Genomic DNA, 15,904 nt, shown 5'->3' on the forward strand with positions numbered 1-15,904 from the left:
TTAGCGCGGCGAGTGCCGCGGACGGTGGATATGGGCGCTTTGCACAATGCCGAAGGCGCCCAGCAGCACCAGCATCGCCGAGCCGCCATAAGACACCATCGGCAGCGGCACGCCAACCACCGGCGCCAGCCCCATCACCATCGACATGTTCACGGCAAAGAACAGGAAGAAGGTGATGGCAATGCCCATGATCACCAGCGAGGAGAACCGGTCCTTGGTGGCGATCGCCGAAGCGATGCAGAACAGGATGATCAGCATGTAGATGAACAGCAGGGTAAAGCCGCCGATGAAGCCGAATTCCTCCGCCAGGGTGGTGAAGATGAAGTCGGTGTGCTTCTCAGGCAGGAAGTTCAGCCGCGATTGGGTTCCTTGCATGAACCCGCGCCCGGACCAGCCGCCGGAGCCGAGCGCGATCTTGGACTGGGTGATGTGATAGCCCGCGCCAAGCGGGTCCTGCGAGGGATCCAGGAAGGTGTCGATGCGGCGGAACTGATAGTCTTTCAGCAGCTGCCAGTCGGTGCCGCGGCTTTGGAACACGGCGCTGACCAGCCCCACGCCCGCCGCGATCACCGCAACAAAATAGGCCCAGTGCACGCCGGCCAGGAACATCACGCCGCCGCCTGCTGCCATCAGCAGGATCGAGGTGCCAAGGTCCGGCTGTTTCAGCACCAGCGCTGTCGGCAGCAGGATCAGGGCCACCGGCAGCAGCACCCACAGGGGGCGCGAGGTTTTTTCGGCAGGCAGCCAGTCGTAATAGGCCGCCAGCAGCATCACCAGGGCGATCTTGGTGACTTCCGAGGGCTGCAGCCGCATGAAGCCGATGTCGATCCAGCGCTGCGCGCCCATGCCGACGGTGCCGAACAGCTCCACCGCGACCAGCAGGCCCAGCGACGCAAGGTAGGCCAGCACCGAGACGTTGCGCCAGAACCAGATCGGGATCATCGCCACTACGAACATGGCAGCCAGGCCCAGAGCAAAACGCTTGACCTGCGGTTCCACCCAGGGGCTGAAGGAGCCGCCGGCCACCGAGTAGAGCATCAGGAAGCCGACACTGGCGACCGTGATCAGCAGCAGCGTCAGGCCCCAGTTCAGATACAGGATCTTGCGGAACCCTGTGGGGGTCGATTTGGCGTGGTACTCAAGATAACTCATGCCCGGCTGCTCCTGCTGCCCAGGGGGCGCTTGACGCGCTCGCGCTCGAGCCGTTCCTGCTGGGCCTTGATGCGGCTGCGGTCGGCCTTGGGATAGGCCTCCAGCGGCGGGGTGCCGTCATACAGCGCCTGCAGCATCACGTCGCGGGCAATCGGCGCCGCCGCCTTGGAGCCGCCACCGCCATGTTCGACAACCACTGCAACCGCGTATTTCGGATTGTCGTAAGGCGCGAAGCAGACAAACAGCGCGTGATCGCGCCGTTCCCAGGGCAGGTCCTCGTTGCGGATCACTCCCGCCGCGCGTTCGGCGGCCGTAATGTTGCGGACCTGGCTGGTGCCGGTCTTGCCCGCCATCTCCATGTCCTTGGGGACAATGCGGGAGCGGTAGGCGGTGCCGCGGCGGTCATTGCTGACTGAGTACATCCCGCGGCGCACCATGCGCAGGTTGTTTTCATTAACGGGCAGGGGCTCTCCCGCACCGCTGGGCTGTTCCACCCCGTCGATGGATTTCAGCAGCCGCGGCGTCACGCTGCGCCCGGTGGCAATCCGCGCCGACATCACTGCCAGCTGCAGGGGTGACGCCAGCATGTAGCCCTGGCCGATCGAGGCGTTTGCCGTATCGCCGATCAGCCAGTCCTTGCCATAGGAGCTGGCCTTCCAGTCCTTGGTCGGGGTGATGCCTTGCGAGACCGCCGACATAGGCAAGTCGTGCTTGACGCCCAGGCCAAACAGGTTGGCCATGGCCGAAATCTTGTCGATCCCGGTTTTGATCGCAACGTCATAGTAATACACGTCGCAGGAGCGCTTGAGCGAGGTGTTCAGGTCCACATGGCCGTGGCCTGCGCGCTTCCAGCAGTGGAAACGGCGGCCCGCAACCTTGAGGTAACCCGGGCACCAAACTGTTTCTTCCGGCCCGATCACGCCGTTTTCCAGCGCCGCCAGCGCGGTGATCATCTTGAAGGTGGAGCCTGGCGGATAGGTGCCTTGCACCGTCTTGTTGGAGAGGGGCCGGTATTTGTCCTCGGTCAGCATCCGGTAGTCGGCCACCGAAATGCCGCGCACGAACAGGTTGGGGTCAAAGCTGGGCGAGGAGCAGATTGCGCGGATGTCGCCATCCTCGCAGTCGATCACCACCGCGGCGGCGCTTTCCCGGCCCAGCCGCGCCTGCACATAGTTCTGCAGCTCGGCATCTATGGTCAGCTGCATGTCAGCGCCGGAGATCCCTTCGCGCCGGTCCAATTCGCGCATCACCCGGCCGGTGGCGTTGACCTCGACCCTTTTTGCGCCGGCCTTGCCGCGCAGCACGTCCTCGCGCCTGGCCTCAAACCCGACCTTGCCAATCTGGAAGCGGGGGATCATCAGCACCGGCTCCGGGTCTTCCATCTTGCTGAGGTCGTAGTCGGACACCGGGCCGACATAGCCCACGACATGGGCAAAATCGCCCAGCTGCGGATAGAACCGCGTGAGGCCGACCTCTGGCGTGACGCCGGGCAGGGCAGGGGCGTTGACCGCCACCTTGGAGATGTCCTCCCAGCCGATCCGGTCGGCCAGGGTGATCGGCAGGAACGGGGGCGAGCGGCGCATCTCGGTGCGGGCGCGCTCCAGATCCTCCGGATCCAGCGGCACCAGGCTCGCCAGCTTGGCGATCACTTCCTCCACATCGCCGGCATCCTCCGGCACCACGGTGATCCGGTAAGAGGGCGAATTCTGCGCGATGATCAGCCCGTTGCGGTCAAAGATCTGGCCGCGGGCAGGCGGCAGCAGGCGGATGTTGATCCGGTTTTCCTCGGCCAGCAGTCGGAATTCATCGGCCTGGTCCACCTGCAGATAGCGCATCCGGGCCGCCAGCCCGCCGGCAAAGGCCAGCTGCAGCCCGCCCAGGAACAGCGCCCGCCGGGTCATCTTGCCGTGAGAGGCATCCACGTCCTTGGAATTGCGTTTCATCGGCGGCTCACCAGGGTTTCGGCCTCGGCAGGGGACAGTTTACGCACGCCCAGCATAGCCTGGCTGACCCAAACTGCCAGCGGGTAGGCGGCAATGGTCATAACCACCTGGATCACCGTCAAGCCGAGCGGTGCCTGCTGGACGCCGAACAGCAGCAGAACCAGCCGGTTCAGGGTAGCAATCCCGGTCACCACTAGGGCCACCGCCAGCCATTCGCTGGCAAAGGTGCTCTCGCGGTGCGGCGCGGCGCGGGCCTTGAGGAAGCCGCAGCCCAAAACCGTCAGCAGGGCCAGCAGCCCGGGCGGGCGGTGGAACAGCAGGTCGGCCAGCAGCATCACCAGGCCGATCGACAGCGCCGGCACGAAATCGGGCCGCCGCAGCGACCAGGCCATGGCCAGCAGCATCAGCAGGTCCGGCGGCGCCCAGAAGCGCGGCTCGGTCTCCAGCGGCAGAAGGTGAAAGAACATGATCAGCAGCGCCAGCGCAGGGAAGGCCAGGCGCATGGTCCAGATCCGGGCGGGCGAGGTGTTAGCCATTGCCCGCCTCAGCCGTGCCGTCCCCGCTCTCTGCCCCCAGGCCCTCGGGCCGCGGCTGCGGCACCGGATCGCCGGGAGGCGCCCCGACCAGCCCGCCGGGGTCCTGGATCACCTCGGTGCCGTGATGGCGCAGCACCCGCAGGAACTCCAGCCGGCTGTAATCCGCGGCCAACCGCACCCGCATCCGGCCGGAGCGGTCCTTGGCAACCTGGCCGATCAGCAGACCGGCCGGAAATACTGAGCCATCACCGGAAGAGATCACACGGTCGCCGGGACGCACCAGATCCGGGTTTTCCAGAAAGCTTAGCACCGGCGCGGCGCTGTTGTCGCCGGTCACCAGCGCCGTCTGCCCCGATGGCTGGATGGTAGCGGGAACTGCGCTGGCAGCATCGGTCAGCAGGATCACCCGGGCGGTGTCGCGTCCGGTGCCGGAAATCCGGCCCACCAGGCCAATCCCGTCCATCGCAGCCCAGCCATCATGCACCCCGTCGCGGCTGCCCACGTTCAGCAGCACCGACTGGCGGAAAGGCGAGCCGCTGTCGGCCATCACCACCCCGGTGATATAGGTCAGCTGAGGGTCCAGCCGCACGTTGTTGAGGTCCAGCAGCCGGGCGTTTTCCTGCTCCAGCTGCAGCGCAGCCTCTTTCCAGGCCCGCATCTGCCGCAGCTCGCTGCGCAGCTCGCGGTTCTGTTCGGCCAGCCGCTGGTAGCTTTGGAAGTCCCGGATCAGGTTGATGGTGGCCGTCACCGGCACCATTGCCCAGTCCATGCTGGGCACCACCTTGTCCACCACTTGGGCGCGGAAGCGTTCCACCCGCGGGCTGTCGATACGCCAGACGATGAAGATCGCGGCCAGGCACAGGCACAGAACCGCTGTCAGCAGACGCCGCAGCGGGGTTGCGTAATCGTCGCGCTGTGACTTGTCCTTAGCCACGTCTCTCCTTCCAGCCGCCCTTCCAGCCTCCTGTCAGCTGGCGCCGTTCCGGCGGTCAGGGTCTGTTAGCTGTCGTAGTCGATGGCGTGGGCCAGCTGTTTTTCGTATTCCAGCGCCTTGCCAGTGCCAAGGGCCACGCAGTTGAGGCTCTCGTCGGCGATGGACACCGCCAGTCCGGTCTGTTCCCGCAGGGCCAGATCCAGATCGCCCAGCAGCGCGCCGCCGCCGGTCAGCATCACGCCGCGGTCGACGATGTCGGCAGCCAGATCCGGCGGGGTGGTCTCCAGCGCGGTCATCACCGCCTCGCAGATCTGCTGTACCGGTTCGGCCAGTGCCTCGGCCACTTGGGCCTGGGAGATCTCGATTTCCTTCGGCACACCGTTCAGCAGGTCGCGGCCGCGGATCTGCATCGACTGGCCGCGGCCGTCGTCGGGCATCCGGGCAGTGCCGATGGAGGTCTTGATGCGCTCGGCGGTGGATTCGCCCACCAGGAGGTTCTGCTGGCGGCGCAGGTAGCTGATGATCGCCTCGTCCATGCGGTCGCCGCCGACGCGGACCGAGCGCGCGTACACAATATCGCCCAGCGACAGGACCGCCACCTCGGTGGTGCCGCCGCCGATGTCGACAACCATGTTGCCGGTCGGGTCGGTGATCGGCATGCCTGCCCCGATGGCGGCAGCAATCGGCTCGGCAATCAGGCCGGCGCGGCGGGCGCCTGCGGACAGCACCGACTGGCGGATCGCGCGTTTCTCAACCGGGGTGGCGCCATGCGGCACGCAGACGATGATCTTGGGCTTGGAGAAGGTCGAGCGCTTGTGCACCTTGCGGATGAAGTGCTTGATCATTTCCTCAGCGGTGTCGAAGTCGGCAATCACGCCCTCGCGCATCGGCCGGATCGCCTCGATCGAGCCGGGGGTGCGGCCCAGCATCAGCTTGGCGTCCTCGCCCACGGCCAGCACTTTCTTGACGCCATCCTTGACGTGGTAGGCCACCACCGACGGCTCGGACAGGATCACGCCGCGGCCTTTGACGTAGACCAGGGTGTTCGCAGTGCCGAGGTCGATGGCCATGTCCGAAGAGAACAGACCGCCCAAGTTTCCGAAAAGCGCCATATAAAAGGGATCCTGTGAGTGCTGCCATTGTACCTTGGGCGACTCCAAAGAGCCGCCTGCACCCACCTTATAAGCGGCACAAGGGTGCCGCGAAAGGGCGTATTATGGTGAAACAGCGCGTTTCCGCCAAGTCGCCGAAGCTGCGCGCCGGACCGGACGTGCAGGCCGTGGCGGTCAGGCGGCGAGGCTGGCGGGGCCGGGTTTCCCGCCGGCACCGGAGCAACGCAATCGCCTCGGCAGCGGCGGTCCCGGTATCCTGCGGATCAGCTTGGAAAAATCCGCTGCATTTCCGATTTGAAATGGGCCCAGGTCAGGCTGGCGCTGTTGCCCGCATAGCCCTCGTAATAGGATTTTCCGGTCGAGATAGGCAATCCGGCCCAGATCTTGGCCAGGTTCAGCATGAAGGTCTTGCGCGGCATTTCGGAGCGCAGGAAGGCACTGTACCCTGCTTCCTCGATCAGCTGATGCGCCAGCTGGTCCTGCAGCTCGGGTGAGAAGCGGGCCTGCGGCTTCACCCCCTGGTGGCGGACCAGGCGCCGCAAAGTTGCGGGGATCATCTGATACCGTCCGATGGCGTGGGGCTGGCCCGGGGTGGCGTCGATCCAGGCGTTGATCTCGGCGATCGTCATCTGGGTCGGCTTCTTTGGCGGCTTACGCGTGGCGCCATACTGCACCGCATCATATTGCGCCTTGCCGGCCTCGGCGCTGGCGATCAGGTCCAGCAGCCGTTTCACGCTGGGCGGCGCCTTCAGGATCGGGGCAAACAGGCCGCCGCCGCTGCGGCCGCGGAACAGGCTGGCCGCGCCGGGATCCAGCGAAACGGCCCCGCGCCCAGTGTCTGCGCCGGGCAGCGTGTCGGGCAGCAGGCTGGCCACGGCCTGCGGTGCGGTGGCCGGTTTCGGAGCGGGGCCGGGCTGCGGCGCAGAGGCCTGGTGCAGGAAGAACTGATTGCCCACCAGCGAATACCCTTGGGCGCTGACGGCCGCCGCGGCGCACAGCAGCAGGGCCAGAATGGTCAGGAAAAGGGCAAGGGCGCTCATTCTAAGGGGCATCGGAACCTGCATTCTGCGGGGCATTGGTGGCCGCAGTCTGCCGCTTCGGGGTTGAGATTCCGTTTATCCGCCTCAGCGGCCTCTTCCGCCGCCCGGCGATTGCGGCTAGACGGGGCGCATGCTCTCCTATCAGCACATATATCACGCCGGAAACCTGGCCGATGTCCAGAAGCACGCGCTGCTTGCCTGGATGCTGGCCTACCTCACCCGCAAGGACAAGCCGCTCAGCTATATCGAGACCCACGCGGGCCGGGGCCTCTACCAGCTGGATGCGCCGGAGGTGGTCAAGACCGGCGAGGCGGAGCAGGGCATCACCCGGGTTCTGTCCGAGCAGGGGCTGGCAGCGGACCACCCGCTGCACCGGGCGCTGACGGAGACCCGCAACCAGTATGGCGAGGCTGCCTATCCCGGCTCGCCGCTGATCGCGGCCTCCTTGCTGCGCCCTGGTGATGCGCTGCATTTCGCCGAGCTGCACCCGCGGGAAAATGCTGCCCTGCGCGCCGCCCTGAAACCGTGGAAAGCCAAGGTGCATCAGCAGGACGGGTTCGAGCTGGCGTTGTCGCTGGTGCCGCCGACGCCCCGCCGCGGCCTGTTGCTGATCGACCCGAGCTACGAGATCAAAACCGACTATGCCCGTATCCCCGGCATCATCGGCCAGCTGCATAAGAAGTGGAACGTGGGCGTTCTGGCGCTGTGGTATCCGATCCTCAAGGATGGCTCTCACAAACAGATGCTCAAAGCGCTGGAAGCGCAGGACCTGCCCGGGGCGTTGCGCCACGAGGTCTCTTTCCCGCCGGTCCGTGAAGGGCACCGGATGACCGGCTCCGGCATGTTCGTGGTCAATGCGCCCTTCGGGGCGGAAGAAGAGGCCGCACGGATCAGCCGGATGTTCAAAGCTGCCTGATCTGACGGACCTGCACCCCGGTTTCAGCAAATAGATGGATTTCTGCCTTCCTCAGGCTAGAACCTTTGGAGGAGGGGTGACGAATGGAACGCAGGCTGGCCGCCGTGCTGGCGGCGGATATGGTTGGCTACAGCCGCCTTATGGAGGCGGATGAGCAAGGCACGCTTGCCCGCCTGCGCACGCACCGGATCGAGCTGATCGATCCTTCGATTACCAAGAACCGCGGCTCCATCATCAAGACCACCGGCGACGGGATGCTGGTGGAGTTTGCCAGCGTCTCCGATGCGGTGGCCTGTGCGGCTGAGGTTCAGGGCCGGATGCGGCGGCGCAATGCGGATGTGCCGCCGGACCAGCGGATCCAGTTCCGGGTCGGGATCAATCTTGGCGACATCATTTTCGACGGCGGTGACATCTACGGCAGCGGCGTCAATGTGGCGGCGCGGCTGGAGCAAACCGCGGGGGTCGGCGAGGTCTGCATCTCCGCCGCGGTTTACGAGCAGGTGCGCAGCTCGTCAGGCCTGCAGTTCGAGGACCTGGGCGAGCAAAGTCTGAAAAACATCTCCGAACCGGTGCGGATCTACCGGCTGATGCTGGAGGACGAGGCGCCGGCCGCGGCGGCGGAAGACACCAGCGCTCCGGCGCCGGTGGTCAAACCTTCGATCGCGGTGCTGCCCTTTGCCAACATGAGCGGCGACCCGGATCAGGAGTTCTTTGCCGATGGCCTGACCGAGGACATTCTTACAGAGCTCAGCCGCCGCCATGAGTTGTTCGTGATCTCCCGTAATTCGACCTTTGTCTACAAGGGGCAGGCGGTGAATGTGCGCGAGGCTGCGGAAAAGCTCGGTGCCCGCTACATCGTCGAGGGCAGCGTGCGCAAGGCGGGCAACCGCTTGCGGGTCACCGTGCAGCTGATCGACAGCCGCAACGACTCTCATATCTGGGCGGAAAAATACGACCGGACCCTGGACGATATATTCGAGATCCAGGACGAGGTGACCTCAGCCATTGTCGCGACCTTGCCCGGGCGGATCGAGGCGGCGCAGCAGGACGAGGTGTCGCGCAAGAAACCCTCCAGCCTGGCCGCCTATGAATGCGTTCTGGCCGCCAAGGTGCTGCATCACCGCAGCACCCGGGAGGACAATGGCGAGGCGATGAAGCTGATCGACAGGGCAATTGAGCTGGACCCCGAATATGCCCATGCGCACGCCTGGCGCGGCTGCATCCGCGGCCAGGCCTGGGGCTATGGGTGGTGCGAAGACCGCGACGCGATGCTGGCGCTGGCCAGCGAGTCGATCGAGAAGGCCGCGGCGCTGGACGACAATGACGCGGACGTGCACCGGCTGATGGCAGCCCTCGGTATCGTCCGCAATGACCTGGACCGGGCGCGCTATCACCAGGAGCGCGCGCTGGCGCTTAATCCGAACTACGACCTGTCCGTCGTGCAGATGGGCGAACTGCTGACCTGGACGGGCCGGCCGGAGGAGGGCGCCGATTGGATCGAAAAGGCGATGCGTCTGAACCCGCATTTCCCGGTCCGATTCTGGAGCCATCTGGGCAAGGCGCATTTCACGGCGCGGCTGTATGAACAGGCGCTGTCGGATTTCATGCGCCTGCCGGCGCTGGACGCGGTGCAGTCGGCACTGGTGGCCGCCTGTCATGGCTGGCTGGGACATCAGGACCAGGCCGCAGAATACGCAAACCGGGTGCGCGAACTAGAGCCAGAGGCGGATATTCCCGCCTTGCTGGCTGGACTGCATTACGGCCGCAGCGAAGATTCCGAGCATTTTTGCGAAGGCCTGCGCAAGGCGGGGCTGACGTGAAACAGGCAGACGGCCGGTCCGGGACCGCCTGGCCTTTGCCGCGGCAGCATTGAGGGGCGGGGCTGCAAATGGAATTGGCAACTGCGGCGGTTCTCGCCGGGGCCGGGATGCTGGCGGGTGCGGTGAACGCAATGGCGGGCGGCGGCACGTTCTTTACCTTTCCGGTGCTGATCTGGGCGGGGCTGCCGCCGATGGTGGCCAACATCACCAACATGGTGGCTTTGCTGCCGGCCAACCTGGCGGCGCTGCCTGCCTTCCGGGCCGAACTGGCCGCGCTGGGCCGCCGCAGCCTGCTGCCCCTCGTGATCAGTGTCGTGGGCGGCACCTTTGGCGCGCTGTTGCTGCTGTGGCTCGGCGCGGCTGCCTTTGCCGCCGCGGTGCCGTATCTGATCGCCTTTGCAACGTTGCTGTTCGCCGCCGCCCCGCGCCTGCGCCGGCATGTGCAGGGTCTTACAGCGGGGCAAGCGGTTCCGGCGGCAGTGCTGCTGCTGTTTTCCGTCTATGGCGGGTACTTCGGCGCCGGACTGGGGCAGATCACTCTGGCGGCGCTGATCCTGGCGGGTTTCGGCAGCCTGCATGAGGCCAATGCGCTCAAGAATGCGATGGTCTTTGCAGTCAGCCTGATGGCGGTGATGATCTTCGGCTTGAGCGGGCAGGTGGCCTGGGGCCATGCGCTGGTGATGATGCTGAGCTCCGCTGCCGGCGGCTATCTGGGCGGGGTGCTGTCACTGCTGCTGTCGCCCAGCCTACTGCGCGGCGGGATCATCGCCTTCGGAAGCTTCCTCAGCCTCTATTACCTGACCGCGGGGGCGTAGGGCAGAGGCACTCCCTTGAAAAGAAACAGGCCGCCCCGAAGGGCGGCCCGTCACATTCTGGATCAAGCGAGATCCTTGTAGGAGATTTCCTTGGTGTCGGCCCCTTCGCCTACGCGGCCGCGGCGCACGATCAGACGGTTCAGTGCGTTAACATAAGCCTTGGCAGAGGCCACGACCGTATCGGTGTTGGCGCTTTCGCCGGTGGCGATGTTGCCGTCCTCTTCCAGCCGGACAGAGACGGTTGCCTGCGCGTCGGTGCCTTCGGTCACCGCGTGGACCTGATAAAGCTGCAGCCGTGCCGTGTTCGGATAGATCATGCGGATTGCCTTGAAGGTGGCATCCACCGGCCCGTCGCCCTCAGCCGTCTCAGTGACGTCCTTGCCGTCGATCTCCATCTCGACGGTGGATTCCGCCGGGCCGCCGGTGCCGCAGACCACTTTCATCGAGACGATCTTGAGGTGATCGTTCTCCGCGTCGGTGCCGATGCGCATCAGCGCGATGAGGTCGTCGTCGAACACCTCTTTCTTGCGGTCGGCCAGTTCCTTGAAGCGGACAAAGACGTCCTTCAGCTGGTTGTCGCCAACCTCATAGCCGAGGTGCTCCAGCTTGTCGCGCAGCGCGGCGCGGCCGGAGTGCTTGCCCAAGGGCAGCGAAGTGCCGGAAAGGCCGATGTCCTCGGGCCGCATGATCTCGAAGTTCTCGCGGTTCTTCAGCATGCCGTCCTGGTGGATGCCGCTTTCGTGGGCAAAGGCGTTCTTGCCGACGATGGCCTTGTTCGGCTGCACCACAAAGCCAGAGACGGTCGAGACCCGGCGCGAGATATGCATGATCTTGGTGGTGTCGATGCCGGTGTGCCAGGGCATGATGTCATTGCGCGTCTTCAGCGCCATCACCACTTCTTCCAGCGCGGTGTTGCCCGCACGCTCGCCGAGGCCGTTGATGGTGCATTCGATCTGGCGCGCGCCGCCAGCCACCGCGGCCAGCGCGTTGGCGGTCGCCATGCCAAGGTCGTTGTGGCAATGGGTGGCAAAGATCACCTCATCCGCGCCCGGCACGGTCTCGATCAGGCGCTTGATCAGGTCGGCGCTTTCCGCAGGCGCGGTATAGCCCACCGTATCGGGGATGTTGATGGTGGTGGCGCCGGCCTTGATGGCGATCTCGATCACCCGGCACAGGTAGTCCCATTCGGTGCGGGTCGCATCCATCGGCGACCACTGCACGTTGTCCACCAGGTTGCGGGCGTGGGTCACGGTTTCATGGATCTTGTCGGCCATCTCGTCCATGGTGAGGTTCGGAATGGCGCGATGAAGCGGAGAAGTTCCGATGAAGGTGTGGATGCGCGGCTGCGCGGCTTTGCGCACCGCTTCGGCGCAGCGGTCGATGTCCTTGAAATTAGCGCGCGCCAACCCGCAGATCACCGCGTTTTTTGAACGCTCGGCAATCTCGGACACGGCAGCAAAGTCGCCTTCGGAGGCAATCGGGAAGCCGGCCTCGATGATGTCCACGCCCATTTCGTCCAGAAGCTCGGCAATCTCAAGCTTCTCGTCATGGGTCATGGTGGCGCCGGGGCTCTGCTCGCCGTCGCGCAGGGTGGTATCGAAAATCAATACACGGGATTTGTCGCCGGAAATCGGGGATGCGTTTGTCATTTTGGTATCTCTTGTCTCTGTCCTAGGCCCTCAGGGGGCATCATAAGCCTTCGATGGCGCGCGTGCGGCTATCCTCTGAGCGGGCGCGCCGGAAGGGCACGCTCAGAGGCGGGCTAGGATCAGTAGGGCGCGCAGAGCGGCACCGCGGGGGGCGGTGGCTGCAATTGTGATATCTGCGCAAATGGTCATGGCAGGGATTTATACAGAGGTGCCGCCGAATGGAAAGGGGGATTCTGACCTCGGGGCATTCCTGCGTGTTTGCTGCAAAAGGCCTGCATGCGGCCGCCGGCGGTAATTTCGCGACACTGTTGAAAAAGGCGTGTAATATAATTATGGGGCGTAGCCAGTTTCAATGCGACAGTTTGTCAGGGCTGCGCCAGGCTTTGGTGCGGAAGCGGCAAGCGGCTCGCGTTGGCGGGTTTTCTGGCGCCTGCAGCCAGGATCCGGCGCCTTTGCCAAAAGGGGCGCCATCGATAGGAGGAAACAGTGTCGAATAAAATTGTTCTTGGGTATGACGACAGCGAGGCAGCCAAGTCGGCGCTTGCTTTTGCCGTCAGCCTTGCCAAAGCGCAAGGGGCAGAACTGGTGATTGCGCATGTGCTGGAATGGTCGCCCTATTCCTTCCTCACCCCGGAGGAGATCGAGCAGCGCCACCAACGCCGCGAGCAGGAGCTGAAGCGGGCCGAGGATGCGCTGCTGGCGCCGGTGCGCAAAAGCCTGGAAGGCAGCGGTGTCACCGTCACGACCGAACTGAAATACGGGCATATCGCGGAAACCCTGTGCGATGTGATCAAGCAGAGCGGCGCCAGCCATCTGATCATCGGCCGCACCGGGCATTCGGCGCTGTCGTCGCGGCTGTTCGGCTCTGTCGCCGGCAGCCTGGCACAGGTTGCGCCGGTTCCGGTCACCATCGTTCCTTAACATCAATTTCAGAGGACAGTCATGAGTATTTCAGTCAAGGCGGCAGCTCTGTCTGCACCGCTGCTGCTGGCGGCATCCGCGCCGGCGATGGCACAATCTGTCGACGAGCGGGTCAATGAGCTGTTTGCCAATTCGACCGGCTGGTTCGTCAACCTGATCTTCAGCCCCTTCCCGGGCACCAGCTTCCCCTGGATCGTGGCCTGGCTGGTGATCGCGGCCACCGTGTTCACCATCTATTTTGGCCTGATCCAGTTCCGCGCCTTCCCGCATTCGATCGCGCTGGTCAAGGGCGACTACGCCGACCCCAATGACGCGGGCGAAGTCAGCCACTTCCAGGCGCTGGCGACCGCGCTGTCGGGCACTGTTGGCCTCGGCAACATCGCAGGTGTCGCAGTGGCCGTGGGCATCGGCGGCCCCGGCGCCACCTTCTGGATGATCCTGGCCGGCCTTATGGGCATGGCCTCCAAGTTCACCGAATGCACCCTGGGTGTGAAATACCGCAACGAATTCGAAGACGGCCACGTCTCCGGCGGCCCGATGTACTATATGACCAAGGGCTTTGCCGAGCGCGGCCTGCCGATGGGCAAGGTTCTGGCGGTGATGTTCTCGGTATTCTGTATCCTCGGCGCCCTGGGCGGCGGCAACATGTTCCAGGCCAACCAGGCGCATGCGCAGATCTCCGGCGTTGTTGGTGAATATCCCGGCTGGATCACCGGCGTGGTGTTTGCTGGCGTTGTATTTGCCGTAATCGTGGGCGGCCTGAAATCCATTGCCCGGGTGACCGAAAAGGTCGTGCCGTTCATGGGGGTTATGTACGTCGCAACAGCGCTGGTCATTCTGGCGATGAACGCGGACCAGATCGGCTGGGCCTTCGGCCAGATCTTCGAAGGGGCCTTCACCGGTCTCGGCGTTGCCGGCGGCATGGTTGGCGCACTGATCCAGGGCTTCAAGCGGGCGGCCTTCTCGAACGAGGCGGGCGTCGGCTCGGCAGCCATCGCCCACTCCGCCGTGCGCACCAAGGAGCCGATCACCGAAGGCTTTGTGTCGCTGCTGGAGCCGTTCATCGACACCGTGGTGATCTGCACCATGACCGCGCTGGTGATCATCATCACCGGCCAGCTGGTCCAGGATCCGGCAACCGGCCTTTACCTGCTGGACGAGGGCGCAGCCACCATTCAGACCGTTGACGGCAACAAGGGCGTGGCGCTGACCTCGGCCGCCTTCTCCTCCGCCTTCGGCTGGTTCCAGTACGTGCTGGCCATCGCGGTGATCCTGTTTGCCTTCTCCACCATGATCAGCTGGTCCTACTACGGCCTCAAGGCCTGGACCTTCCTGTTCGGCGAAGGCGAAACCAAGGAACTGGTGTTCAAGGTGATCTTCTGCATCTTCGTGGTGATCGGCGCAGCCGCCAACCTCGGCCCGGTGATCGACTTCTCCGACGCGGCGATCTTTGCCATGGCGGTGGTCAACATCATCGCGCTCTACTTCCTGATGCCGATCGTCAAGAAAGAGCTGAACAGCTACATGTCGCGCCTGAAAACGGGTGAGATCAAGAAGTTCGTCTGACCGGCTCAGGCCACATCTTTGATGAAAGAAACCAAGCCTCTCCGGACATCCGGGGAGGCTTTTTCCTTTGCCGCTGTCTATTTGCTGTCCTCCACGATCCGGCGCAGCCCGGCAATCTGGCCTTGCAGCTCGCCGGCCTGGGATTGGCAGAACCCGATGAGCAGCCCTTGGGACCGCCCGGCGGGGTCATGCGGCGATAGGGGGCGGACACCATAGCCTGCTTTCGCCGCGTGCCGGCAAATCTGAGCGTCTGCCCGGGGGTTCGCCAGATGAAAGCAGATCTGCATGCCCGCATTGTGCCGTCTGAAATACCCCAAGGCTTCGGGCCACTCTGCCAGCGCATCCGCCGCCGCAGCATAGCGTTCGGCATAAAGCCTGCGGGCGCGGCGGATGTGGCGGTCATATTGCCCGGACGCCATGAATTCGGCCAAGGGCCGCTGTGCAGTGATAGCTGCGCCGGCGCTGGGGTGGATGAACTGGGCCCGGAACCGCGGCACCAGCGCAGGCGGCAGGATCGCATACCCCAGCCGCAAAGCGTGCGAGAAGGTCTTGGAGAAGGTGCCGGCGTAGATGCAGCGCCCCTCCCGGTCCAGCGCCGCCATCGCCGGCACCGGCTGGCCCGCATAGCGGAACTCGCTGTCGAAATCATCCTCGATGATCCAGCCGTCCCGCTCCCTGGCCGCCTGCAGAAAGGCCTGCCGCTGCGGTACCGGCAGGGTGCCGCCCAGCGGAAACTGGTGCGACGGTGTCAGCAGCGTGACCTTGGCCATCTGCCGCGGCACCTCCGCACCGCGCTCCCCGGCCCGCAGCCACCGCACCGTCCAGCCGCGCGCCCTGGCAAAGCGCTGGGTCGGGGTGAAGCCGGGGGCCTCCAGTGCAATGTCCTCGCCCTCGACCAGGAAATCCATTGCCAGCTCCAGCGCCTCGCGCGCGCCGCTGGTCACCAGCACCTGGTCAGCACTGCATTCGATCCCGCGCCAGCGCGCGGCATAGGCGGCAATCTCGCGCCGCAGTTCCGGATCGCCAAAGGAGTCCTCCTGGTGGCTCAGGCTGAGCGGATCCATCCTTGCCACACGTGAAACACAGCGCGCCCAGGACCGGGCCGGAAACACAGCGGGGTCCGGCGCGCCGGGCTGCAGCATCCCCGGAGCGGGCGGGGTTAGCACAGTCTGGGGCGGCGGTGGCGCTTGCGGCGGCTGGATCGGCGCCACGTCGCAGACAAAGATCCCGGCGCCGCGCCGGGCCTCGGCAAAACCCTCGGCCACCAGCTGCTCATAGGCCGTCACCACGGTGGACCGTGCAACCCCCAGATCCTGCGCCAGCGCCCGGGATGACGGCAGCCGGGTGCCGATGGCCAGGCTGCCATCGCTGATCTGGCGGCGCAGCGCGCTCACGATTTGCAGATAGATGGGCTCGGCGCTGGCCTTAGACAGCAGTCCGGAAAGGTCAATCATACTGGACTGCTCTTTTTGTCGGAAACTGGAAGTTAATTGCGGTCCA

At 64.9% G+C, this 15,904-nt stretch carries 13 protein-coding genes; 5 read left to right on the forward strand and 8 right to left on the reverse strand.

Annotated elements, in window-relative coordinates; translation table 11 throughout:
• From rodA to ACFMBG_RS08295, 6 genes are all read right to left on the reverse strand, one after another.
• Entirely contained in the window at positions 1 to 1,152 is a 1,152-nt protein-coding gene (gene rodA / locus ACFMBG_RS08270; RefSeq protein WP_421054235.1) for a rod shape-determining protein RodA, read from the reverse strand.
• Positions 1,149 to 3,095 carry a penicillin-binding protein 2 gene (gene mrdA, locus ACFMBG_RS08275; protein WP_421054236.1) on the reverse strand — a complete coding sequence of 649 codons (1,947 nt, stop codon included), beginning with the start codon at positions 3,093 to 3,095 and terminating at the stop codon, positions 1,149 to 1,151. The genes rodA and mrdA overlap by 4 nt, the downstream gene beginning before the upstream one ends.
• Positions 3,092 to 3,631 carry a rod shape-determining protein MreD gene (locus ACFMBG_RS08280; protein WP_421054237.1) on the reverse strand — a complete coding sequence of 180 codons (540 nt, stop codon included), beginning with the start codon at positions 3,629 to 3,631 and terminating at the stop codon, positions 3,092 to 3,094. The genes mrdA and ACFMBG_RS08280 overlap by 4 nt, the downstream gene beginning before the upstream one ends.
• A complete protein-coding gene (gene mreC, locus ACFMBG_RS08285; RefSeq protein WP_421054238.1) occupies positions 3,624 to 4,565 on the reverse strand; it encodes a rod shape-determining protein MreC in 942 nt (313 codons plus the stop codon). The genes ACFMBG_RS08280 and mreC overlap by 8 nt, the downstream gene beginning before the upstream one ends.
• Before the next feature lie 65 nt (positions 4,566 to 4,630).
• Positions 4,631 to 5,677, reverse strand: a complete 1,047-nt coding sequence (locus ACFMBG_RS08290) for a rod shape-determining protein (RefSeq protein ID WP_008554722.1) — start codon at positions 5,675 to 5,677, stop codon at positions 4,631 to 4,633.
• 263 nt (positions 5,678 to 5,940) lie between these two features.
• Positions 5,941 to 6,717, reverse strand: a complete 777-nt coding sequence (locus ACFMBG_RS08295; protein ID WP_421054239.1) for a hypothetical protein — start codon at positions 6,715 to 6,717, stop codon at positions 5,941 to 5,943.
• Positions 6,718 to 6,847: 130 nt separating this feature from the next.
• Here ACFMBG_RS08295 and ACFMBG_RS08300 point away from each other — a divergent pair, with 130 nt between their 5' ends.
• The 3 genes from ACFMBG_RS08300 (at position 6,848) to ACFMBG_RS08310 (ending at position 10,268) form a co-directional block, all read left to right on the forward strand.
• Positions 6,848 to 7,633 carry a 23S rRNA (adenine(2030)-N(6))-methyltransferase RlmJ gene (locus tag ACFMBG_RS08300; protein WP_421054240.1) on the forward strand — a complete coding sequence of 262 codons (786 nt, stop codon included), beginning with the start codon at positions 6,848 to 6,850 and terminating at the stop codon, positions 7,631 to 7,633.
• An 83-nt stretch (positions 7,634 to 7,716) separates the two neighbouring features.
• Positions 7,717 to 9,453 carry an adenylate/guanylate cyclase domain-containing protein gene (locus ACFMBG_RS08305; protein ID WP_421054241.1) on the forward strand — a complete coding sequence of 579 codons (1,737 nt, stop codon included), beginning with the start codon at positions 7,717 to 7,719 and terminating at the stop codon, positions 9,451 to 9,453.
• Between the two features lie 68 nt (positions 9,454 to 9,521).
• Positions 9,522 to 10,268, forward strand: a complete 747-nt coding sequence (locus tag ACFMBG_RS08310; protein ID WP_421054242.1) for a sulfite exporter TauE/SafE family protein — start codon at positions 9,522 to 9,524, stop codon at positions 10,266 to 10,268.
• Positions 10,269 to 10,330: 62 nt separating this feature from the next.
• On the opposite strand, the gene ACFMBG_RS08315 is transcribed toward ACFMBG_RS08310, so the two are convergent.
• Entirely contained in the window at positions 10,331 to 11,917 is a 1,587-nt protein-coding gene (locus ACFMBG_RS08315) for a 2-isopropylmalate synthase (RefSeq protein ID WP_421054243.1), read from the reverse strand.
• A 486-nt stretch (positions 11,918 to 12,403) separates the two neighbouring features.
• On the opposite strand from ACFMBG_RS08315, the gene ACFMBG_RS08320 reads away from it, so the two are divergent.
• Complete coding sequence (locus tag ACFMBG_RS08320) at positions 12,404 to 12,838, forward strand: universal stress protein (protein WP_421054244.1); 435 nt, start codon at positions 12,404 to 12,406, stop codon at positions 12,836 to 12,838.
• 21 nt (positions 12,839 to 12,859) lie between these two features.
• Positions 12,860 to 14,404: an alanine/glycine:cation symporter family protein gene (locus tag ACFMBG_RS08325; protein ID WP_421054245.1), complete on the forward strand. Its 1,545-nt coding sequence runs from the start codon at positions 12,860 to 12,862 to the stop codon at positions 14,402 to 14,404.
• Between the two features lie 77 nt (positions 14,405 to 14,481).
• On the opposite strand, the gene pdxR is transcribed toward ACFMBG_RS08325, so the two are convergent.
• Complete coding sequence (pdxR, locus tag ACFMBG_RS08330; protein WP_421054246.1) at positions 14,482 to 15,858, reverse strand: MocR-like pyridoxine biosynthesis transcription factor PdxR; 1,377 nt, start codon at positions 15,856 to 15,858, stop codon at positions 14,482 to 14,484.
• Positions 15,859 to 15,904: the final 46 nt, after the last annotated feature.

It is taken from the genome of Leisingera coralii, from assembly GCF_049056525.1.
Lineage (GTDB): Bacteria > Pseudomonadota > Alphaproteobacteria > Rhodobacterales > Rhodobacteraceae > Leisingera > Leisingera coralii.